The following is a 21,129-nucleotide window of genomic DNA, read 5'->3' as shown; positions in this document are numbered from 1 at the left end:
GCCTTCGGCAGCTCCTACAGGTCACCCGTTTGCTGCGTGATGGCGTGGGGTCAGGGATATCAAGGCTATTTCTACAGTATCAATTCCATCAAAACCGATGATCAACCGGCAACACGGCGGCCAATAAGACAGTTTGAACATTGTTAGCTACATTCGATTAGTCAATGATCTACGCGCACCATAATAAGCAGAAGGGATAAGCATGGCGCTTACTGACCAGTCCACAGAGATCCGTGCAGGCGAAGAGCTGGATGCCGCGCTCATAGACCCGTACCTGAAAGCGCAGATTCCCGGCCTTGAAGGGATACCGCACATCAGCCAGTTTCCCGGTGGCGCGTCTAACCTGACGTATCTGCTGCAGTACCCTGATCAGGAGTTCGTACTGCGACGCCCGCCCTTCGGCCACAAAGCCCGGTCGGCCCATGACATGGGGCGGGAATTCCGCATCATCAACCAGCTCAAGGATGCCTTTCCATACTGCCCGAAAGCTTATCTGCACTGCGTGGATGAGTCAGTGATCGGTTCCGAATTCTATGTAATGGAGCGAATTAAAGGCATCATTCTGCGTTCGGACTTGCCAGCGGATCTGAACCTGGATGCCAGCCAGACCCAAACCCTGTGCAAGAGCTTCGTTGACCGCCTGGTGGAATTGCACCGCGTGGATTATCAAGCCTGCGGCCTGGGGGACCTGGGCAAGCCCGAGGGCTACGTGGAGCGCCAGATTCGCGGCTGGACGGATCGCTATGACAACGCCCGCACTCCGGATGCGCCCGAGTGGACGCAGGTCAAGGCATGGCTCTCGGATAAAATGCCTGCTGACCACCCTTTACCCGCCATCGTCCACAACGACTATCGCTTCGACAACGTGCTGCTCGACCCCGCCAACCCGATGCAGATCATTGGCGTACTGGACTGGGAAATGACCACTCTTGGCGATCCGCTGATGGATCTGGGCAACACGCTGGCTTACTGGATTCAGGCCGACGACCCGGCCCCGGTGCAGTTGATGCGGCGTCAGCCCAGCCACGCGCAGGGGATGCTCACCCGACAGCAATTCGTCGACTATTACGCCGAACGTTCCGGCATCCGCATCGATAATTTCGATTTCTACTACACCTACGGATTGTTCCGTCTCGCCGGGATCGTGCAGCAAATCTACTATCGTTTTTTCCACGGCCAGACACAGGACAAGCGCTTTGCGCAGTTCATTCATATGAACAAGCTGCTTGAGCACATGAGCCTGCAGGTGATTGGCAAATCTACTCTCTGACTGCAACCCGACACTGCGACCCGACAAGGAAAATAATATGTCCAGAACCGAACTGTTCGACCTAGACGGCAAGATCGCCTTCGTCTCAGGAGCCAGCCGCGGCATTGGCGAGGCCATCGCCAGATTGCTCGCACGGCAAGGCGCACATGTGATTGTCAGCAGCCGCAAGATCGACGGCTGTCAGCACGTGGCAGACGCCATCATCGCCGATGGCGGTCAGGCGACGGCAATGGCTTGCCATATTGGTGAGATGGAACAGATCACCGCGGTGTTCGCGCAGATTCGTGAGCAATTCGGGCGGCTGGATATTCTGGTCAACAACGCGGCCACCAATCCGCAATTCTGCAACGTGCTGGACACTGACCTGGGCGCATTTCAGAAGACCGTGGATGTGAATATCCGGGGCTATTTCTTCATGTCGGTCGAAGCTGGCAAATTAATGCGCGACAACGGGGGTGGCAGCATCATCAACGTGGCTTCGATCAACGGCGTTTCTCCAGGGGTTTTCCAGGGTATCTATTCAGTCACCAAAGCGGCGGTGATCAACATGACCAAGGTGTTCGCCAAGGAATGCGCGCCTTTTGGCATTCGCTGCAACGCCCTGCTGCCCGGCCTGACCGACACTAAGTTCGCCTCGGCACTGGTCAAGAACGACGCGATACTCAAGACCGCCCTGCAGCAGATCCCGCTCAAGCGAGTGGCAGACCCTTCTGAAATGGCCGGTGCCGTGCTGTATCTGGCAAGCGCGGCGTCCAGTTACACCACAGGTGTGGCGCTGAATGTGGATGGCGGGTTTCTTTCCTGACAGCTCCCGCAGGTTCTGCGCAATCGTAGGACCGGCTTTAGCCGGGAGGGCGTGACCGCTGACGCAGGAAGTGCGTTGAATGTACCGGCCCTCTCGCGGCTGAAGCCGCTCCTACGTCGGACGCCCCGATGCACCGCACCAGAAGATTTACGGGCAAAGCTGGATTTCCATCAACGTCAGCTTTCCAACTGCGCCACTACCTGCAGTAACATACGCCGCTTCCGGGCAGCCTTTTCTGCCCGACTGCCAAGTAAGCCCTTCCCATGCCTTTTGAACTGAGTGTCGAACCGGGCACCCTCGCGGTGCTGGTTGTCGTTGCCTTTGTTGCCGGTTTCATTGATGCCATTGCCGGAGGCGGCGGCTTGCTGACCACCCCGGCGCTGATGACAGCGGGCCTGCCACCGCATCTGGTGCTGGGCACTAATAAACTCAGTTCGACCTTCGGCTCGGCGACTGCGAGTTTCACCTTCTACCGGCGCAAGCTGTTTCATCCTCGGCAATGGACCCGTGCCCTGATCGGGACCGCTGTCGGCGCACTGATCGGTGCAGCGATCGCTCAGTACCTGCCCGGTGAATGGATCAACCAGATGCTGCCGGTGATTGTTTTCGGTTGCGGGCTCTACCTGCTGTTCGGTGGCACGCCCAAGGCGCCGTTGAACAGCGATGCGCCCATCAAGAAAAAATGGCAGTTGCCTCAAGGCCTGGGGCTGGGTTTTTACGACGGTGTTGCTGGTCCGGGAACGGGTGCCTTCTGGACGGTCAGCTCACTGCTGATCTACCCGCTTGATCTGGTCAAGGCCAGTGGCGTGGCACGCAGTATGAATTTCGTCAGTAACGCGGCCGCGCTGTCGGTGTTTATCTTTTCCGGTCAGGTGGACTGGCTGATCGGCCTGAGCATGGGTATCGCAGTGATGCTGGGGGCCGCGCTTGGCGCCCGTAGCGCCATCAAAGGCGGGGCGAAATTCATTCGCCCGGTGTTCATCACGGTCGTGCTTTGCCTGACCGCCCGCCTAGCCTGGCAGCACTGGTTCGGGGGCGCCTGAGCGCTGCGCCAGATACAGTTCGATCAGATGCCGGGCAATCGAGCGGCTGGCAGGCAATGGCGGTAGGTCATTGATATTGAACCAGCGTGCGTCTTCGATTTCGTCCGGCTGGGGCACAATTTCGCCACTGTCGTATTCGGCATGGAAGCCCAGCATCATGGAATGCGGGAACGGCCAGCACTGACTGCCCACGTAGCGAATGTTTTTCACCTTGACCTGCACCTCTTCCATGACTTCCCGGCGCACGCAGTCTTCGGCGGATTCACCCGGCTCAACAAACCCGGCCAAGGTGCTGTAAACCCCGGTCACGAAGCGTGGCGACCGCGCCAACAGCACTTCATCGCCCCGGGTAATCAGCACGATCATGCTCGGCGAGATGCGCGGATAGAAACGCAGGTTGTCATGCTCGCAATACATGGCACGCTCCCCCGCCACCTGCACGGTGGGACGTCCGCAACTGCCGCAGAATCGATGCTCCCGTGCCCAGGTGCTGATCTGGGCGGCGTAACCCAGCTGCTGGAAGACGTCGTAATCACCGGACAACATGAACTGACGCAACCCTTGCCAAGTGCAGCCTTCGACTTCGACGGGGTCTTTCAGAACGTATAGATACACCGGCTCGCCATCAAAATGGCCAATACCGTGCTCACTGATGAGGGGCAGCGCCTGTTGCTTGAGCCACTCACGAGGAAACATTGCCCCGTTACCATCCAGCAGGAAACCTTGCTCGCTGTGCACAACAGCCCAACCGCCCGGAGTCTGAACATCCAGTACAGCGGTGGTCCAGCGACTGGGGACTGACATAAGAACTCCCTGATGAGTTGATCTGATTCTCGCGCTATTTTTGCTCTAGTTGTCGAAGACAGGCTTCTGCTTGCTCATCTGCGCAACCATGGCCGTATTCAAGTCCGCCGATTGCAGCATGGCTGCGTTCCAGATGGCAACGTGCTCAAGCCCGTCATCGACACGGTGATCACGCATGTAGCTGATCATTTCCTTGGTTCCAGTAATAGCAATTGGCGACTTGGAAGCGATTTGCGCAGCGATGCCCAGAACACCTTCAAGCAGCTTGGCGCTGTCGGCGAAAACGCGGTTGACCAGGCCAATTTCGCGAGCTTCCGCGGCTTCTACAGTCCGCCCAGTGTAAGCCAGTTCGCGCATGATACCGTCCCCGATGATGCGTGGCAGGCGTTGCAAGGTGCCGACATCCGCAGCCATGCCCATATCGATCTCCCGAATCGCAAACTTCGCGTCCTCGGCGCAATAGCGCATGTCGCACGCTGACACGAGGTCAATGGCACCACCGAGGCAATAACCCTGAATGGCTGCAAGTACCGGCTTGCGACACTGGTCGACCGCAGTGAACGAGGCTTGCAACTGCTGAATCTTGCGTCGCAACGTCCGGGCATTACGCCCGGCGTCCTTACCCAGCTCGTTGGCGACCGAAGCCAGCAGTGTCAGATCGATGCCAGAAGAAAAGTGCTTGCCCGCCCCGCTCAGCACCACGACGCGAACTTCATCGTTCTCATCAATCCCCTGGAAAATTTCAATGATTTCAGACCAGAATGCAGCGTCCATGGCGTTGACCTTTTCCGGTCGATTGATCTGCACGTGGGCGATGTGATCACTAAGCTTTACGACAAAGGATTGGTAGTCAGACACGGAGGTTCCTCTCTTGATTTTTCTTGTTCTAGCCACGACTCGATTCAGCCAAAGACTATATCAACACTGGCCGTTACGCGATAAGGCGGCAGTTGTGCCATACGCTGGATATCCGTCCCGAAACCCCGCTGAAAGCGGGCTGCACGGTGCGAAAGTCTGAACGCTCCCGACACTCAGCGGTCCGTTAATAGGTAAGTGATAGTGAGCTGCGTCATAGGCATTGACAGCGCAGCGGCCGATTTCAAGGCTATGCCACACCCCTAAGGTCGCAAGAGGGCGATTCTTGACTACATCAAAAGCAGCAACCGGTATTGTGGGCCTCGATGACATTCTGGCGGGTGGTCTTTCCCGGCGGCATGTGTTTCTACTCGAAGGCGAACCCGGCACAGGCAAGACGACTGTAGCTCTGCAATTTCTTCGTGCAGGTGCCCTTGAAGGCGAACGCTGCCTGTATATCACCCTGTCGGAAACCGACATCGAACTGCGCGACGGTGCAGCTTCCCATGGCTGGACGCTGGACGAGAACATCGTTATCTACGAGCTCACGCCACCTGAAAGTCTGCTCGATGCAGACAATCATCAAAGCTTGTTGTATTCCTCGGACCTGGAGCTGGGCGAAGCAACGCGTCAGATTTTTGAAGTGGTCGAACGCGTGAGACCTACCCGGGTCGTCATCGACAGCCTTTCGGAAATCCGCTTGCTGGCGCAAAGCTCCCTGCGCTACCGACGGCAGATTCTGTCCATCAAGCATTACTTCACCCGCTATGACGCGACGGTGCTGCTGCTGGATGACCTGACCACCGAAGCACTGGACAAGACGGTGCACAGCGTCGCCCATGGCGTGATTCGCCTGGAAGAACTGAACCCGAATTACGGCGCCGAGCGCCGTCGACTGCGAGTGGTCAAATATCGCGGGCAGAAATACCGCGGTGGCTTCCACGACTTCACCATCAAGGGTGACGGCATCCATGTTTTTCCTCGGCTTGTGGCTGCAGAACACCGTACCCGATTCGAACGCGGAATACTGTCCAGCGGCGTGCCTGAGCTGGATGCATTGTTGGGCGGCAGCATCGACGGGGGCTCCAGCACCTTGATTCTGGGACCAGCGGGTACTGGTAAATCGCTGATCTCTCTGGTATTCGCGGCTGCAGCTGTGGCCCGCGGCGAACGTGTCGCGCTGTTCATTTTCGACGAAGAGCTCGGCCTGCTGTTCACCCGCATGCGTAAGGTCGGCATCGATCTGGAAGCGCTGGAAAAGAGCGGCAACCTGCTGATTGAACAGGTCGACGCCGCTGAACTGTCACCGGGCGAGTTCGCTCACCGGGTACGTGCCAGCGTCGACGAAAAGCAGATCAAAACCGTGGTCATCGACAGTATCAACGGCTATACGGCGGCCATGCCGGAAGAGAATGCACTGATTCTGCATATGCACGAACTGTTGCTCTATCTCAATCGCCAAGGCGCCTCGACATTCATGACCGTTGCGCAACATGGCCTTGTGGGTGACATGCGTGCTCCGGTTGACATCACTTATCTGGCCGATACGGTCATGTTGTTACGCTACTTCGAAGCCCAGGGTGAAGTGCGCCGCGCAATCTCAATCATCAAGAAGCGTACTGGCACTCACGAATCTACCATCAGGGAGTATCGCATCAGTCATCAAGGCCTGAGGATAGGCAAACCGCTCTCAGCGTTTCAGGGTGTGCTCAGCGGCATTCCTCAATACGCCGGATCAAACAGTCCCTTGATGCAGGATGACGAGGAGTGAGCACCCTCGGACTGCTATCGGAAAGGGCAATTATCCTGGCCCCACGGGGCCGGGACAGCCAGATCGCTTTAATGATTCTACAAGAGGCGGGTTTCCCCGCCCTCGTCGCCCATACCCTTGCCGACCTGAGCGCTGAGCTGAGCCTCGGCGCGGGTATGGCGATCATCGCCGACGAGGCCCTGCGCGGCAAAGACATCGGCATTCTGGTGCAGACCCTGGAGCGCCAGCCGCCCTGGTCGGACCTCCCTGTGGTGCTCCTTACCCATCACGGCGGCCCGGAAAAGAGCCCTTCGGCCTACCTGGGCACTATGCTGGGCAACGTGACCTTCCTTGAGCGCCCTTTCCATCCCTCCACACTGGTCAGTCTGGTCACCACCGCAATCCGCGGACGTCGGCGACAATACGAAGCCAGAGCGCGCATGGAAGACCTGGCGGAAGGCGAGCAACGTTTACAGAACGCACTCAAAGCCGGACGTCTGGGCTCATGGCAACTTGAAGCCGAGTTCCTGACCCTCGACTGCTCGGATATATCCCGCTCTCATTACGGGCGCAGCGAGAGCGAGCGCTTTGACTATGAAGACTGGCTCGACGCGGTCTTCGCCGAAGACCAGCCTCGCATGCAATCGGCGCTGCAGCGCAGCCTGGACAGCGGCGACGATTTCATCATCGAATATCGCAACGTATGGCCTGATGGCTCATTGAATTGGGTTGATGTCCGGGCGCGTGCGATTCGCGCCAAGAATGGCCGGGTCAGCTCTTTGGCGGGGGTGACATCTGACATCACCGAACGCAAGCAGGCTGAAGCGCAACTGCGACAACTCAACGAAACCCTTGAGCAGCAGGTCGAAGAACGCACTTCCCAGCTCAAGCACAACGAAGAAGTGCTGCGCCAATCGCAGAAAATGGAAGCGGTTGGCCAATTGACCGGGGGCATTGCCCACGACTTCAATAACATGCTGACCGGCATTATCGGCAGCCTGGAGTTACTGCGAAGGCGCTTGGCTCGCGGGAATACCGAAGACCTGAACAGCCTGATCGACTTGGGCGTTACGTCCGCCAACCGTGCCGCCGCCCTGACCCACCGATTACTTGCCTTCTCCCGCCGTCAGTCACTGGACTCCAAACCGGTCGAGATGAATCAGTTGATCAGTTCCATGGGCGAGCTGCTCAACAGGAGCCTTAACGAGAGCATTCGTCTGGAGCTTCACCTGCACGAGCAACTGTGGACCGCGGAAGCCGACCCCAACCAACTGGAAAGCGCCCTGCTCAACCTGGTGCTCAACGCCCGGGACGCCATGCCTGATGGCGGGCTGTTGATCGTTGAGTCGTCCAACGAGAGTCTGGACAGGTCCTTCACCAATGCCCACGAGAACCTGCTGCCTGGCGATTACGTGGTGCTCAGCGTCAGTGATACCGGTTACGGCATGCCGGACAGCGTAATCAGCCGCGCCTTCGACCCGTTCTTCACGACCAAACCCATTGGTCAGGGCACCGGGTTGGGCCTTTCGATGATCTACGGTTTCAGCAAGCAGTCTCACGGCCATGTCGCAATCAAAAGCGAAGTAGGCAAAGGCACCACGGTTCAGCTATACCTGCCACGCTTTAAAGGCCAGCAGACTCAGGACGAGCAGATCATCCACAGTCCGGAGAGCTTTGCCAAGGAAGGCGAAACGGTGCTTATCGTTGAGGATGATGCCGCCGTTCGGGTACTGGTCAGCGAAGTCTTGAGCGAATTGGGTTATGCCTACGTCGAGGCAGGTTCCGGACCTGAAGCCGTGCCTATACTCGAGTCCGGCCAGCGTATTGACCTGCTGATCAGTGATGTCGGTCTGCCGGGCATGAACGGTCGACAACTGGCCGAAATAGGCCGTCAGTTGCGTCCGGATCTCAAAGTACTATTCATCACCGGTTACGCTGAGCATGCTGCCGTCAGGGCGGGCTTTCTCGATGATGGCATGCAGATGATCACCAAGCCGTTCGCTTTCGACAACCTGACGTCCAAGGTTCGGGAGATGATAGAGGAATGAATGACTGTTGCGGCGCCATCAACCCGATAGGTGATGGCGCGGGGAGATGATCGATTCAGGCCAGAAGCTTTTCGATCTGGGAGTGCAGGGTTTCCATGTTGAATGGCTTGGCCAGAATCGGCGCCTTTTTGGCAATGGGGCTACCAGACTCGACGATTTCTGCCGGATAACCGCTGATAAAGATAACCTTCAGTTCCGGCCGAAGTTTCACGGCAGGCTCTGCGATCATCACGCCGGATATCCCGCCAGGCAGGCGGTAATCAGTGATCATCAGATCCAGATGGGGCTTGGTGGCAAGAATTTCGAACGCCTGCTCACCGTTCTCCGCCTGCAACACTCGATAGCCCTCGCCCGACAGATAGTCGGCAAGCAACATCAGGATCAGCGGCTCGTCTTCGACGATGAGGACGACATTTTCTGCATCAGAGCTCATGGAACTGCCTTCGGTTAAATAGCTGCCATTACGACCATGATGATGGCCGTAGGTTGCGTAAATATCGGATAAATCTGACGTTGATTTCTTGCGCTGCTAAACCGGCAGGCAGACCCTGAACATAGAGCCTTCGCCTTCTGCGCTTTCCACAACAATGCGCCCACCATGAGCAGACACAATCTGGTCAGAGATAAACAAACCGAGGCCCAGTCCATGCACCGCATGGTTGGCAGCAACTCGTTCGAATTGCTGAAAAATCCGCTGCTGGTTTTCCGCGCTGATACCAATGCCCTGATCATGGACCTCAACCCGCGCCTCACCGTCCTCAGCGTAAACGCGGACCTTGATGGGCTTGCGGGCGCCATAGCGCAGGGCGTTAGTCAGCAGGTTGGCAATCACTTGCTCGATGCGGAACTCGTCCCACACACCGATGACTGGCTCTTCAGCCTTGAACGTCACACTGGATTCGGCCGCTGCAATCTGCGCGGAGAAGCTTTCGAGCAGGTTACTGACCAGTTCGGCAAGGTCGAAGGCGCTGGTGCGGATCGACAGCTTGCCAGTGCGAATACGTGAGACATCAAGCATGTCTTCGATAAGGCGGATCAGGCTCTGAATCTGGCGCTCGTCACGATCAACCATGGCCCGCAGCTTTTCCATGGTGAACGCTGCGGCGTTGTCTTTGGCCAGGTGCAGCTTGCGCAGCTGGGTTTCCAGAATCAGTCCGTTCAGCGGCGTGCGCACTTCGTGGGAGACGATTGACATGAAGTCGTCGCGCATCCGCACGGCGTGCTCCAGTTCGTTCTGAGTCACCTGCAGCTTTGCCAGCAACTGCTCCTGCTCTCGACGACTCTGCTCCAGCGCTTCGACCTGCAGTTTCATCGCCTTGCGTTGGCGATACAGGTCGACGAATACGTTGACCTTGCTCTTGACCGCATGAATGTCCAGAGGCTTGTGCAGAAAATCTACAGCGCCGCTTTCGTAACCCTTGAAGGCGTAGTTGAGCTCCCGCCCTGCGGCACTGACAAACACAATTGGAATATTTTTGGTGCGATCCGTGCCGCGCATCATTTCCGCGAGCTCAAAGCCGTTCATGCCCGGCATCTGAACATCGAGGATGGCCATGGCAAATTCGTGCTCAAGCAGCAACGACAAGGCCTCATCGGCCGACAAGGCTTTATAGACCTCACGATCTTCGCGCTTGATCAGCGCTTCGAGCGCCAACAGGTTTTCCGGCAGATCATCAACGATCAGCAACTTGGCTTGAATGTCACTCAGCATGCAATTCGTTCCAGCTCGACCAACAGTTGGCCTATATCGTTTAAAGGCAGGAGGTAATCAGGCTTATGAAGCGCCAGGGCGGCATCAGGCATGGTGCGCGCCTGAGCCTCGTCCGGATCCTGAACCACCGTCATGCCGCCGGAAAGCTTGATACACGACAGACCATAGGCGCCGTCGTTATTGGCGCCTGTCAACAGGAAACCCGCCAGACGCGGCCCGTAGGCATCCGCGGCTGACTGAAAAAGAATGTCGATACTTGGCCGGGAATGAAATACCCGATCCTCCTGACTCAGCGACAGGCTCAAATCATTTTCCACCGACAAGTGATAACCCGGTGGCGCGAAGTACAGCGTACCGGGAGCAACATCTTCCTTATCGTCCGCCTCTTTGACCTTCAGCGGTACCCGCGCCTGAAAAACCTGGGCCAACTGACTAATGCGCTTTTCAGGCACATGCAGCACAGTCAGGATGGGCAACCGATAACCGACCCTCAGCGATGCAAATATCTTCAGCAGCGCATCGACTCCGCCGGCGGACGCACCTACCACAATGGCGTCTACGACCGGCAGTGGTGGTTCACCTGCGTCATTGCCAGAGAATGATCTTTTCATGTCTTGCGGTAGATCCGTTCCGGTTTAACCAAAGGCTCGAAATGGCTGCTGTAGCCGGAAAAATCCAGCGTTTCCTTGCTGCCCAGCACCAGAAACCCCCGGTGACAGAGCGACTCATGGAAGAGCCCGAACGCGCGATCCTGCAATTTCTTGTTGAAGTAAATCAGTACATTTCGGCATGAAACCAACTGTGTTTCGGAGAACACACTGTCAGTTGCAAGGCTGTGGTCAGCAAACGTCACGTTTTCCCGCAGCGTTTTGTCGAAGATCGCGTAATCGTAGGCACTGGTGTAGTAATCGGAAAACGCGCGCTGACCGCCCGCCTTCTGGTAGTTATCGGTATAAGCGCGGACATTTTCCATCGAGAAAATCCCCTGCCGGGCCTTGTCCAGCGAGCTCGGGTTGATATCAGTGGCGTAAATGATCGTGCGGTCCAGCAGGCCTTCTTCACGCAGCAGAATGGCCATCGAGTAAACCTCTTCGCCCGTGCTGCACCCGGCAATCCAGACCTTGATTGACGGGTAGGTGCGCAACAGCGGAACTACTTCCTGACGAATCGCCAGAAAATGCGACGGATCGCGGAACATCTCGCTGACCGGGATCGTCAGAAATTGCAGCAATTGCATGAAGGCCTGAGGGTCGTGAATCACCCGTTCCTGCAATGCAGAAATAGTCGTGCAGTCAAACTGGCGCAGCGCGTGACTGATGCGGCGCTTCACCGATGCGCCGGAGTAGTCACGAAAGTCGTAGCTGTACTTGAGATAAATAGCCTCAATCAACAGACGTATTTCGATGTCCGTGTTTCTGTCTTGAGACATGGCGGAACCTTTAGGTGCGGGCTGGATGCTCAGCTTGGGCTCATCCAACTCAAATACGTTCCATTTTGGGCAGCCAGACACGTATCAGCGAGAACAGTCGGTCCAGGTCAATAGGTTTGGCCAGATAGTCATTTGAGCCAGCCTGCAGACAACGCTCCTGGTCATCCTTCATGGCTTTGGCAGTCACGGCGATGATCGGCAGCTTGCGCCAGCGTGGATCCTTGCGAATCTCGATGGTTGCTTCATAGCCATCCATCTCCGGCATCATCACGTCCATCAACACCAGATCGATATCTTCGATTTCGTTCAGCTTGCTGATGGCCTCGAAGCCGTTACGCGCAACTTCGACCACCGCGCCCTTGTGCTCGAGCGCGCTGGTCAGGGCAAAGATATTGCGTACGTCATCGTCGACGACCAGAATCCTGCGCCCTTCAAAGACCTTGTCACGACTACGTGCGGTCTTGAGCATCTTCTGGCGCTCGTTGGAGAGCTGCGACTCAACCTTGTGCAGGAACAGCGTGACTTCATCGAGCAAGCGTTCGGGTGAGCGCGCGCCCTTGATGATGATCGAGCGCGAATATTTCATCAGCTCGGCTTCTTCATCGCGGGTCAGGTTGCGACCGGTGTAGACGATGACCGGCGGGAACGAGCAGATTTCATCGGTGGACATACGTTTGAGCAGCTCATTGCCCAGCATGTCCGGCAACTTCAGGTCGATGATCATGCAGTCATAGATATTGTCGCGCAGCAGGTCCAGCGCATCCTGGGCGAAACCTACTGCGGTGATTTCAATGTCGTCGTCCCCGATCAACCGCGCAATGCTGTCGCGTTGCAGGGCGTCATCTTCCACCAGCAAGATACGTTTGACCTTTTGGGTCAGTTTGGATTCGAGCTTGGCGAAGACATCCTTGAGCTCTTCACGGGTGGTGGGCTTCACCGCATAGCCCACAGCGCCCATGTGCATGGCCGCTTCCTGGCGATCTTCAACGGAAATCACGTGAACCGGGATGTGTCGTGTTGGCGCCAGCTCTTTCAGGCGCTGCAGAACCGTCAGCCCGGAATGATCCGGCAGACGCATGTCCAGCAGAATTGCGTCCGGCGTGAACTGAGCCGCCAGGTTGAAACCGTCATCGGCGGCATGGGCAACAAGGCAGTGGTAACCCAGCTCGTGAGCCAGGTCGAAGAGGATTTTGGCAAAAGCCACTTCGTCTTCAATCACCAGAATGCAGCGCTTGCTCGACGGCAGCTTTTCGCGGTCATCGGCGAAGCTCGGCACGGGTGCTTTAGCGGGGGTCGCGGGAACCGCTGCCGCAGCCGGCGGCAAAGATGCCAATGCATGCACAGGCATCACCGGCATGACCGGTGCGGGGGTTGGCGCAGGGACTTCGCCATATTCCAGTTGCACCGACTCGACATACTGTTCAGGCAGAACCAGGGTGAAGATACTGCCCTGCCCCGGCTCGCTGGTCACACTGATCGAACCACCGAGCAGGCGCGCCAGATCCCGGGAAATGGACAACCCCAGACCGGTGCCGCCATAACGGCGGTTGGTGGTGCCATCAGCCTGACGGAAGGCTTCGAAGATGCTTTCCTGCTGCTCCGCGGCAATGCCGATCCCGGAATCACGCACCGTAAAGACAATCCCTGCGCCCGGTTGGCGCGAGACGATCATGCTGACAGTGCCGGTTTCGGTGAACTTGATAGCGTTCGACAGCAGGTTTTTCAGGATCTGTTCCAGTCGCTGGCGATCGGTGTACAGCATGGTCGGCGCACCGGCCTGCAGCTCCACATGGAAATCCAGCTTCTTGTCGAGGGCCAATGGCTGGAACATGTTGCGCAGTCCTTCGACCAGGCGAGACACGCTGCTGTTTTCAGGACGCATGTCCAGCTTGCCGGCTTCGACCTTGGAAATATCCAGAATATCGTTGATCAGGTTGAGCAGATCATTACCGGCTGAATAGATCGATTCGGCGAACTTGACCTGTTCGGCGGTGAGGTTTTCAGTCGGGTTTTCGGCCAGCAGCTTGGCCAGAATCAACGAACTGTTGAGCGGCGTGCGCAGCTCGTGGGACATGTTGGCAAGGAACTCGGATTTGTACTTGCTGGAGCGTTGCAGCTCGTCAGCACGATTTTCAAGCTCGACCTGAGCAATGTTCAGCTCTTCATTCTTGCGATCAAGGGCATCACGCTGCTCGGAAAGGACCTGAGCCTGATCAGCCAGTTGCTCGTTGGTCTGCTCAAGTTCGGCTTGCTGGGTTTCCAGATGCGCCTGAGACTCCTTGAGAATCCTCGACTGCTCCTCCAGCTCCTCGTTGGCGGTGCGCAGCTCTTCCTGCTGGACCTGCAGCTCTTCGTTGAGCTGTTGGGTTTCAGCCAATACTTCCTGCAAACGCTGACGATAACGCGCCGCTTCGATGGAGGTGCCCACGTTCTCGGCAATCAGCTCCATGAACTCGACATCGCTCTCGGTCAGAGGACGCAGGAAACCCAGCTCGATGACGCCGTTGACCTGATCATCGTTGCTGGTGGGGACCACGAGAATGCTGCGTGGGTCGCCCTCGCCCAGCCCGGAAGACACCTTGAAATAATTACTCGGTACATCATCAAGACGGATGATTTTGTCTTGCTGCGCAGCCTGGCCGATCACGCCTTCGCCACTGTAGAGGGACTGCTCGTGCTGTTCCTGCTCACGGGAGAAACCATAGGACGCGACGCGCCTGAGGCCGCCGTGCTCCTGGCGCACGTAAACCGCTGCAACCACACTGCCCAGATACTGAGCAAAGAATTGCAGGACGTTGGACCCCAGGGTGTTCAGCGTTAATTGACCCAATACTTGTTCAGCCAGCTCACTCTGGCCATTGCGCAGCCAGGCGACTTTTTTCAGGCGCTCGGCGTTTTCTTCCTGAAGCTTGAGGTTGTCGCCATAAGTACTGGACAAGGCCAGCAGATCCCGACGACCGATGTACGCAAGAAATCCGCTGACGCACAGAACAAAAACAAGGTAAAGGCTGACTGACAGGACGGTTGTGCGTGTGACGTCGGCATTGCGCGCAAGTCGCAGTTGCTGCTCTACAGCGACAACTTCCTCGTACTGGCTGCGAATCTCGTCCGTCAGGCGCTTGCCTCGCCCAGTCCGTAGCGGGGCCACGAACTCGCCTTTTATCCGCCGCTGATTGATCATCTCCTCAGCGTACTGACCCCAGTCATCCTGTAATGCCTGGATACGCTTGAGCCGGTCAACCTGAGGCGGGTTATCGGCAACGAGTACCTCAAGCCCCTTCAGCTCTGCAGTGAGCGCCGGTTTCGCCAACTCATACGGGTCGAGATAACGCTCGTCACCCGCCAGCAAATAACCACGCATACCGGTTTCCATATCGATGGAAAGCTTCAGCGCGCGATTGGTATTGTTGATCACTCGGTCGGTGTGCTCGACCCACTGGATGACTGACAGCAAATAGCTGATCAGACCGATGAAAAAGACCGCGCTGATAACACCCACACTCAGGGGTAAAGTGACGTTGCGGCCAAGCAATTTACGAAAACGTTGCTCATCGACAGTAGACGGACGGATCATGAGTCATCCTTGGTGATCATCAAACCATGAAGTTTGCCGTAATATTAAGAAAAAGACTCTCATTTCTCACACAGATATCTGAATTTTCTGACATTTAGCTGCCTAAGAACGCATTATTCGTTTCATCAGTGGTACAGCTCGCGTTACCACTCACTCAAACGAGTGCAAATGTTGCTAGCTGGCACCTCCAGCGTTATTTTGCTTACCCGTACCGGTCGCATTACGCCGACCCTGCAGATTTTAAGGAAATCACCTATGTCCGTTCCTGCCAGCACCATTCTAGTGGTCGAAGACGACGCCATTGTCCGCATGCTGATCGTCGACGTGCTGGAAGAGCTGGAATACACAGTGCTCGAAGCTGAGGACGGTGAAGAGGCTCAAAAAGTGCTTGAAGACGAATCGAAGGTCATTGATTTGATGATGACCGACCTTGGCCTTCCAGGCATGGATGGCAAAGAGCTGGCTGCGATTGCGTGCAAGCTTCGCCCGTCCCTGCCCGTTCTTTTCGCCAGCGGTTATGCCGAAAGCATTGATGTCCCGGCAGGCATGCACAACATCGGCAAACCGTTCTCGATTGATCAATTGCGTGACAAGGTAAAAAGCATTCTTGGATAAGCACGATTCGCAGCCATTACCGGACAGCTCCGTTTCGGACGCGACAACCCATGTATTGATCATTGGCTATGTGTGGCCCGAGCCTCGCTCCTCGGCCGCCAGCGGTCATGTCATGCAATTGATCCAGTGCTTTCTGGAACAAGGCTGGCAAATCACCTTTGCCAGCCCAGCCACCGAAGGCGAGCACAAGGCAAACCTGGCTGAGCTGGGGATTCGTGAGGTCGACATTGAGCTGAACAACAGCAGCTTCGATGTGTTCATCAGTGAATTGCAGCCGGATATCGTCCTCTTCGATCAGTTCATGATCGAGGAGCAATTTGGCTGGCGGGTAGAGAAACATTGCCCCAATGCCCTGCGACTGCTGGAGACCTCAGACCTGCAAAGCTTGCGTCACGCGCGCCACATGCAGCTCAAAAACTACTTGAGTAATGCAGAGCAACCTGATGATTTGAATAGCTTTTTTGAAGAATCAGAGCGTGACATTTTTTCTGCGATGGCAACCGGCGATCTGGCCCAGCGCGAGATCGCCGCGCTGTACCGCTCCGATCTCAGCCTGATGACGTCCGACGTGGAAATGCAGTTGCTTACCCGTGAATTCCGGGTGCCGGAGGGGATCTTGCACTGGTGTCCGCTGATGGTCAGCGATGTCCCTGCGACAGCGCGCCCGTTCAGCGAGCGAGCGCACTTTCTGAGTATCGGCAACTTCCGACACGCCCCTAACTGGGATGCGGTGCTCTGGATGAAGAACGCCATCTGGCCGCTGATACGTCAGCAACTGCCCAAGGCTCAGCTGCATATCTACGGCTCCTACACGCCACCCAAAGCCACTGCGCTGCACAACGCGGCGCAGGGCTTCCATGTGATGAATTGGGCGGAAGACGCTTTGAAGGTGATGTCCGAGGCGCGTATTTGCCTGGCGCCGTTACGCTTTGGCGCGGGGGTCAAAGGCAAGATTGTCGATGCCATGTTGTGCGGCACGCCAACCGTCACCACGCCGATCGGTGCTGAAGCCATGAACGGCAACCTGCCCTGGCCCGGCTGCGTTGCAAGCAGCGCCGCCGAAATCGCTGATGCAGCAGTGCGCCTGTATCAGGATGAAGAGCGTTGGCATGAAGCGCAGAGCGCTGGCTGGGAGCTGCTTGACGCGCGCTACAGGCACCAGAAGCATTGCACAAGCCTGATTACCCGTATCCAGTACCTGCGTCAGAACCTGCAAGCCCATCGAACTGCAAACTTCACCGGCGCAATGCTGCGACACCACCATCACAAGAGCACCCAGTACATGGCGCAGTGGATTGAGGCGAAGAATCGTAATCCGGTGAATCCTTGAGTCATGTATCGACCCCATGCGGGAGCGAGGCTTGCCCGGCTCCCACATAACCTGCGCAGTCCCGTAGGACCGGCTTTAGCCGGGAGGGCGTCGGAATACTGGCTAATTTTCTTCAACTGAAACACTGTTCTCCCGGCTAAAGCCGGTCCTACGGCGATTCAAGTGTCGCGGGGCATCAGGTACATCGAGTCATCGTTGATCGCGGGCAAGCCCGGCTCCCACAGAGATTCGTTCACGCAACAAAACCCCATTCCATTTAAATTTTTTGCGTATTAGCCAATAAAAACAGTGAGTTGGGATTAATACCTAGAATCTAGATATCATTTCTCAACAGATACGTATCCATGATCCAGCCCTTCTCCTGCCGCGCCTTCGCTCTCGCGTTCTTGATCTGCTCACACACCTCATCCAGCGGCCCTGCAATCAGGATTTCATCTGGCGTCCCAAGATAAGCTCCCCAGTAAATATGCAGGCCCTGGTTAAGAAACCGCTCAAACGTGCAGTGTGCATCAAGCATTACGACGGTGTTCTCAGGTGCTGCATTGTGCTCAAGCGCCAGCCTGCGCCCGGTGGTGATATGGATAGGTTCGCCAATACGATTCAACGGAATACGATGCTGCGCCGCCAATGCCTGCACACTACTTATGCCAGGAATAACTTGATAATCAAAGAGTTGAGGCGAGTTATCAAGAATCAACTCGAAGACTCTTAAGGTGCTGTCGTACAGCGTCGGCTCACCCCAGACCAGGAAAGCCGCCGTTTGCCCCGTTTCTACTTCATCAATGATCAGGCGCTGAAACAACGCCGCCCGCTGCTCATGCCAGCGTGCAACGCCTTGCTGGTAGGAATGTGGATCATCCTCCCGGGAGGGGTCGCTGACCTGCAGCAAGCGATAGTCATCACAGGTGATGTAACGCTCACAGATATCCTTCCTCAGGCGCAGCAAGTCGTCGTTTGCGTAACCTTTATCAAGCACGAAGAACACCTTGGCGCGATTCAGCGCATTGATGGCCTGAATGGTGATCTGCTCCGGATTGCCGGAACCGATGCCGATCAGGAGGATGGTTTTCATGAGTTCACTCCAGACGGAACTGAATGGCGCAGGTAGTGGATCAAACTCAAAGCCCTATGGAAGAGATGCCTGGTCTGGGCGGAAATATGGCGATAAACGATAACGCGGTGTGTCTTGTGGCTGCGTCTCATGCATCGCGGGCAAGCCCTGCTCCCACAGGTCATACGCGATCATAGAATCTTCCACACAGGTTGCATCCTGAAGCGAGCGTGCCAGTTGCCACAGGAAACTCTGGATGCTATCGCACACTCAGATAGTGCACATTAGCAGCCTGGCATTCTGGATATCGGCCACATGATGACAAAAACAACAAGAGTCACAGACCCCTCATATGAATTGATGGACGACCATAACGGCTTGTCGATCATCTATCGCGAACACGGCTTCCCCTGTCCTTTGGTGCGTTGGCACTTTCACAAGGAATACGAACTGCACCTGATCGTGGCCAGTTCCGGCAAGGTCTTTGTCGGCGACTACATCGGTAACTTCTATCCCGAGTCCCTGTTCCTCACCGGGCCCAATCTGCCTCATAACTGGATCAGCCAGATCGAAGAGGACGAGGTCGTCACCAAGCGCGACATGCTGGTGAATTTCACTGACGAGTTATTCGAAAGCGGCAGCCAGATTTTCGCCGAGCTGAAGACTCTGGCCCCACTGCTGGAGCGCTCGCAGTACGGCATCGAGTTCCGCTGCAAACGGACCATTCGCCAAGCCACGAAACTGATGCAGAAGATCGCCGACTCCAAAGGCATCACCCGCCTGGGCCACTTTCTCATCCTGCTTGAATTGCTGGCGAGCAGCGATGACTACCAGTTGCTGTCCGGCAGCAACTCGGCACCGATAGCCGATGAGCACAGTGTCGACCGCACCAATAAGGCCGTCGATTACATCTTCGCCAACTACGCACGGGAGCTACCGCTGGAAGAAGTGGCCGATTATCTCGGCATGAAGCCTACCTACTTCTCGAGGGTCTTCAAGCAAGCTACCGGCCGCTGCTACGTCGAATTCGTCAATCGTCTACGTATCAGTAAATCCTGTGAGCTACTGGCCGACGGAGACAAGCCTGTGACGGACGTGTGTTTCGAATCAGGCTTCAACAATATTTCAAATTTCAATCGGCGCTTTCAGCAACTCAAGGGCATGACCCCGTCGCATTATCGACGACTGGCCGTTCAGCGCCTCACCGAACAAAACCTGTACTGATTCTCCGCGTGCACTCAATCAACGTCTACGCTGAAACTGCGTCGCAGACGGTCGCGATAAGGTTGCGGCAGTCTTGCGTGGATTTTTCAGGCGCCAATCGAGTACAAAAAAGTATCAGTCCAAGTGTCATGCAGGATTTGTCATCTGCGCCTGCGCCCGCTGTAATCAATCCACATCTTCCACACCTCCGGAAGACACAAAAACAATAACCGACCTTCTGTAGCTCTAAGGGCGCGGAAGAGGAGTGATAAATGAAGACCTCTGCAAAAGTTCTGCTTGCCGGTACCTGTCTGACACTCTGCGCCACCGCATCTGCGGGCGAAGTCACTATCGCTACGGTCAACAACAGCGACATGATCCGCATGCAGCGGCTGTCGAAAACCTTCGAAGAACAACATCCCGATATCAAACTCAAGTGGGTCGTCCTCGAAGAGAACGTCCTGCGCCAGCGCCTGACCACAGACATTGCCACCAAGGGCGGCCAGTTCGACGTGCTGACCATCGGGATGTACGAGGCGTCGCTGTGGGGCGCCAAAGGCTGGCTGCAGGAGATGAAGGACCTGCCCGCCAGCTACGCGCTGGACGACGTTTTCCCGTCAGTACGCGATGGCCTGTCGGTAGACGGCAAGCTGTTTGCACTGCCCTTCTATGCGGAAAGCTCAATCACCTACTACCGTACCGACCTGTTCAAGGCTGCGGGTCTGACCATGCCTGAACGTCCGACTTGGACGCAGATCGCCGAATTCGCTGACAAACTCACCGACAAGTCCAAAGAACAGTACGGTATCTGCCTGCGAGGCAAGGCCGGCTGGGGCGAGAACATGGCGCTGATCACCACCGTCGCCAACTCGTTTGGCGGGCGCTGGTTCGATGAGCAATGGAAACCGCAGTTTGATCAACCGGAATGGAAAAACGCGCTAACTTTCTACGTCAACACCATGAAGAAATCTGGCCCACCAGGCGCCTCGAGCAACGGCTTCAATGAAAACCTCGCCCTGTTCAACAGCGGCAAATGCGCCATCTGGGTCGACGCAAGCGTGGCCGGGTCATTCGTTACTGACAAGAGCCAAAGCAAGGTCGCTGACAGCGTAGGCTTCACTTACGCCCCTCATGAAAAAACCGACAAAGGCTCGGCATGGCTGTATTCATGGGCATTGGCGATCCCGACCAGCGCAAAAAACCAGACCGATGCAAAAGCCTTTACCGAATGGGCGACCTCAAAAGAGTACGCAGCATTGGTGGCCGAGAAAGACGGCGTGTCCAACGTACCGCCAGGGACTCGCGCTTCGACCTACACCGATGCCTACAAAAAAGCTGCGCCGTTCGCCAATATCACCCTTGAATCGCTGAAGGCTGTAACGCCAAAGTCGCCAACCCTCGAACCAGTGCCCTATGTAGGCATTCAACTGGTGACCATTCCCGAGTTCCAAGCCATCGGCACTTCAGTCGGTCAGCAGTTCTCCGCTGCTCTGGTAGGTACGGCAACGCCTGACGCCGCCTTGAAAAACGCGCAAAACTCCACCGAGCGAGACATGAAGCGAGCAGGTTATCCAAAGAAATAGTCGCTGCTGACTATCAGTCGGGGCGCGTGCGCCCCGACACCCTGCTCTCCTTTTGCAC

General features: G+C 56.4%; 17 protein-coding genes. 9 read left to right on the top strand and 8 right to left on the bottom strand.

Annotation, left to right across the window (positions count from 1 at the left end):
* Positions 1-202 precede the first annotated feature (202 nt).
* The 3 genes from AO242_RS11980 (at position 203) to AO242_RS11970 (ending at position 3,118) form a co-directional block, all read left to right on the top strand.
* The gene (locus AO242_RS11980; RefSeq protein ID WP_099268825.1) at positions 203-1,270 is read left to right on the top strand and encodes a phosphotransferase family protein; all 1,068 of its coding nucleotides are present in this window, start codon (positions 203-205) and stop codon (positions 1,268-1,270) included.
* A 37-nt stretch (positions 1,271-1,307) separates the two neighbouring features.
* Entirely contained in the window at positions 1,308-2,075 is a 768-nt protein-coding gene (locus AO242_RS11975) for an SDR family oxidoreductase (RefSeq protein WP_099268824.1), read from the top strand.
* A gap of 263 nt (positions 2,076-2,338) precedes the next feature.
* A complete protein-coding gene (locus AO242_RS11970) occupies positions 2,339-3,118 on the top strand; it encodes a TSUP family transporter (RefSeq protein WP_027899110.1) in 780 nt (259 codons plus the stop codon).
* On the opposite strand, the gene nudC is transcribed toward AO242_RS11970, so the two are convergent.
* Both nudC and AO242_RS11960 read right to left on the bottom strand, forming a co-directional pair.
* Complete coding sequence (gene nudC / locus AO242_RS11965; RefSeq protein ID WP_027899109.1) at positions 3,086-3,922, bottom strand: NAD(+) diphosphatase; 837 nt, start codon at positions 3,920-3,922, stop codon at positions 3,086-3,088. The two genes, AO242_RS11970 and nudC, sit on opposite strands and share 33 nt — an antisense overlap.
* A 45-nt stretch (positions 3,923-3,967) precedes the next feature.
* Positions 3,968-4,780, bottom strand: a complete 813-nt coding sequence (locus AO242_RS11960; RefSeq protein ID WP_099268823.1) for a crotonase/enoyl-CoA hydratase family protein — start codon at positions 4,778-4,780, stop codon at positions 3,968-3,970.
* A gap of 283 nt (positions 4,781-5,063) precedes the next feature.
* Here AO242_RS11960 and AO242_RS11955 point away from each other — a divergent pair, with 283 nt between their 5' ends.
* The gene (locus AO242_RS11955; RefSeq protein WP_099268822.1) at positions 5,064-6,548 is read left to right on the top strand and encodes an ATPase domain-containing protein; all 1,485 of its coding nucleotides are present in this window, start codon (positions 5,064-5,066) and stop codon (positions 6,546-6,548) included.
* Positions 6,545-8,575: a response regulator gene (locus tag AO242_RS11950; RefSeq protein WP_099268821.1), complete on the top strand. Its 2,031-nt coding sequence runs from the start codon at positions 6,545-6,547 to the stop codon at positions 8,573-8,575. The genes AO242_RS11955 and AO242_RS11950 overlap by 4 nt, the downstream gene beginning before the upstream one ends.
* 55 nt (positions 8,576-8,630) lie before the next feature.
* Here AO242_RS11950 and AO242_RS11945 read toward each other — a convergent pair whose 3' ends face one another.
* From AO242_RS11945 to AO242_RS11925, 5 genes are all read right to left on the bottom strand, one after another.
* Positions 8,631-9,008: a response regulator gene (locus tag AO242_RS11945; protein WP_027899105.1), complete on the bottom strand. Its 378-nt coding sequence runs from the start codon at positions 9,006-9,008 to the stop codon at positions 8,631-8,633.
* Positions 9,009-9,104: 96 nt separating this feature from the next.
* A complete protein-coding gene (locus AO242_RS11940) occupies positions 9,105-10,286 on the bottom strand; it encodes a hybrid sensor histidine kinase/response regulator (RefSeq protein ID WP_027899104.1) in 1,182 nt (393 codons plus the stop codon).
* The gene (locus AO242_RS11935) at positions 10,280-10,897 is read right to left on the bottom strand and encodes a chemotaxis protein CheB (protein WP_099268820.1); all 618 of its coding nucleotides are present in this window, start codon (positions 10,895-10,897) and stop codon (positions 10,280-10,282) included. Before AO242_RS11935 ends, AO242_RS11940 begins: the two co-directional genes overlap by 7 nt.
* Positions 10,894-11,715, bottom strand: coding sequence for a CheR family methyltransferase (locus tag AO242_RS11930; protein ID WP_099268968.1), 822 nt, complete (start codon positions 11,713-11,715; stop codon positions 10,894-10,896). Before AO242_RS11930 ends, AO242_RS11935 begins: the two co-directional genes overlap by 4 nt.
* A 49-nt stretch (positions 11,716-11,764) precedes the next feature.
* Positions 11,765-15,289, bottom strand: a complete 3,525-nt coding sequence (locus AO242_RS11925; RefSeq protein WP_099268819.1) for a response regulator — start codon at positions 15,287-15,289, stop codon at positions 11,765-11,767.
* 255 nt (positions 15,290-15,544) lie between these two features.
* Between AO242_RS11925 and AO242_RS11920 the strand changes: the two genes are divergently transcribed.
* Both AO242_RS11920 and AO242_RS11915 read left to right on the top strand, forming a co-directional pair.
* On the top strand, positions 15,545-15,904 hold the full coding sequence (locus AO242_RS11920) for a response regulator (protein WP_027899100.1): 360 nt from the start codon (positions 15,545-15,547) through the stop codon (positions 15,902-15,904).
* Positions 15,897-17,234 (top strand): glycosyltransferase, encoded by a 1,338-nt coding sequence (locus tag AO242_RS11915; protein WP_373562214.1) that lies wholly within the window; start codon positions 15,897-15,899, stop codon positions 17,232-17,234. The genes AO242_RS11920 and AO242_RS11915 overlap by 8 nt, the downstream gene beginning before the upstream one ends.
* 313 nt (positions 17,235-17,547) lie before the next feature.
* On the opposite strand, the gene cobF is transcribed toward AO242_RS11915, so the two are convergent.
* A complete protein-coding gene (gene cobF / locus AO242_RS11910; RefSeq protein WP_099268818.1) occupies positions 17,548-18,306 on the bottom strand; it encodes a precorrin-6A synthase (deacetylating) in 759 nt (252 codons plus the stop codon).
* A gap of 297 nt (positions 18,307-18,603) precedes the next feature.
* On the opposite strand from cobF, the gene AO242_RS11905 reads away from it, so the two are divergent.
* Both AO242_RS11905 and AO242_RS11900 read left to right on the top strand, forming a co-directional pair.
* Positions 18,604-19,509, top strand: a complete 906-nt coding sequence (locus AO242_RS11905) for an AraC family transcriptional regulator (RefSeq protein ID WP_099268966.1) — start codon at positions 18,604-18,606, stop codon at positions 19,507-19,509.
* Positions 19,510-19,760: 251 nt separating this feature from the next.
* The gene (locus tag AO242_RS11900; RefSeq protein WP_099268817.1) at positions 19,761-21,071 is read left to right on the top strand and encodes an ABC transporter substrate-binding protein; all 1,311 of its coding nucleotides are present in this window, start codon (positions 19,761-19,763) and stop codon (positions 21,069-21,071) included.
* Positions 21,072-21,129 lie beyond the last annotated feature (58 nt).

It is taken from the genome of Pseudomonas sp. ICMP 561, from assembly GCF_002699985.1.
Classification (GTDB): Bacteria; Pseudomonadota; Gammaproteobacteria; order Pseudomonadales; family Pseudomonadaceae; genus Aquipseudomonas; species Aquipseudomonas quasicaspiana.
The sequence above is the reverse complement of the archived record's forward strand: the minus strand, read 5'-3'. Positions and strand labels throughout refer to the sequence as shown.

What these genes read in the sequence shown, in the direction of transcription:
- AO242_RS11975 (WP_099268824.1), top strand. Translation starts at nt 1,308, where the DNA reads ATGTCCAGAACCGAACTGTTCGACCTAGACGGCAAGATCGCCTTCGTC.
- AO242_RS11980 (WP_099268825.1), top strand. Translation starts at nt 203, where the DNA reads ATGGCGCTTACTGACCAGTCCACAGAGATCCGTGCAGGCGAAGAGCTG.
- AO242_RS11900 (WP_099268817.1), top strand. Translation starts at nt 19,761, where the DNA reads ATGAAGACCTCTGCAAAAGTTCTGCTTGCCGGTACCTGTCTGACACTC.
- AO242_RS11945 (WP_027899105.1), bottom strand. Translation starts at nt 9,008, where the DNA reads ATGAGCTCTGATGCAGAAAATGTCGTCCTCATCGTCGAAGACGAGCCG.
- AO242_RS11970 (WP_027899110.1), top strand. Translation starts at nt 2,339, where the DNA reads ATGCCTTTTGAACTGAGTGTCGAACCGGGCACCCTCGCGGTGCTGGTT.
- AO242_RS11935 (WP_099268820.1), bottom strand. Translation starts at nt 10,897, where the DNA reads ATGAAAAGATCATTCTCTGGCAATGACGCAGGTGAACCACCACTGCCG.
- AO242_RS11920 (WP_027899100.1), top strand. Translation starts at nt 15,545, where the DNA reads ATGTCCGTTCCTGCCAGCACCATTCTAGTGGTCGAAGACGACGCCATT.
- cobF (WP_099268818.1), bottom strand. Translation starts at nt 18,306, where the DNA reads ATGAAAACCATCCTCCTGATCGGCATCGGTTCCGGCAATCCGGAGCAG.
- AO242_RS11905 (WP_099268966.1), top strand. Translation starts at nt 18,604, where the DNA reads ATGACAAAAACAACAAGAGTCACAGACCCCTCATATGAATTGATGGAC.
- AO242_RS11940 (WP_027899104.1), bottom strand. Translation starts at nt 10,286, where the DNA reads ATGCTGAGTGACATTCAAGCCAAGTTGCTGATCGTTGATGATCTGCCG.
- nudC (WP_027899109.1), bottom strand. Translation starts at nt 3,922, where the DNA reads ATGTCAGTCCCCAGTCGCTGGACCACCGCTGTACTGGATGTTCAGACT.
- AO242_RS11925 (WP_099268819.1), bottom strand. Translation starts at nt 15,289, where the DNA reads ATGATCCGTCCGTCTACTGTCGATGAGCAACGTTTTCGTAAATTGCTT.
- AO242_RS11930 (WP_099268968.1), bottom strand. Translation starts at nt 11,715, where the DNA reads ATGTCTCAAGACAGAAACACGGACATCGAAATACGTCTGTTGATTGAG.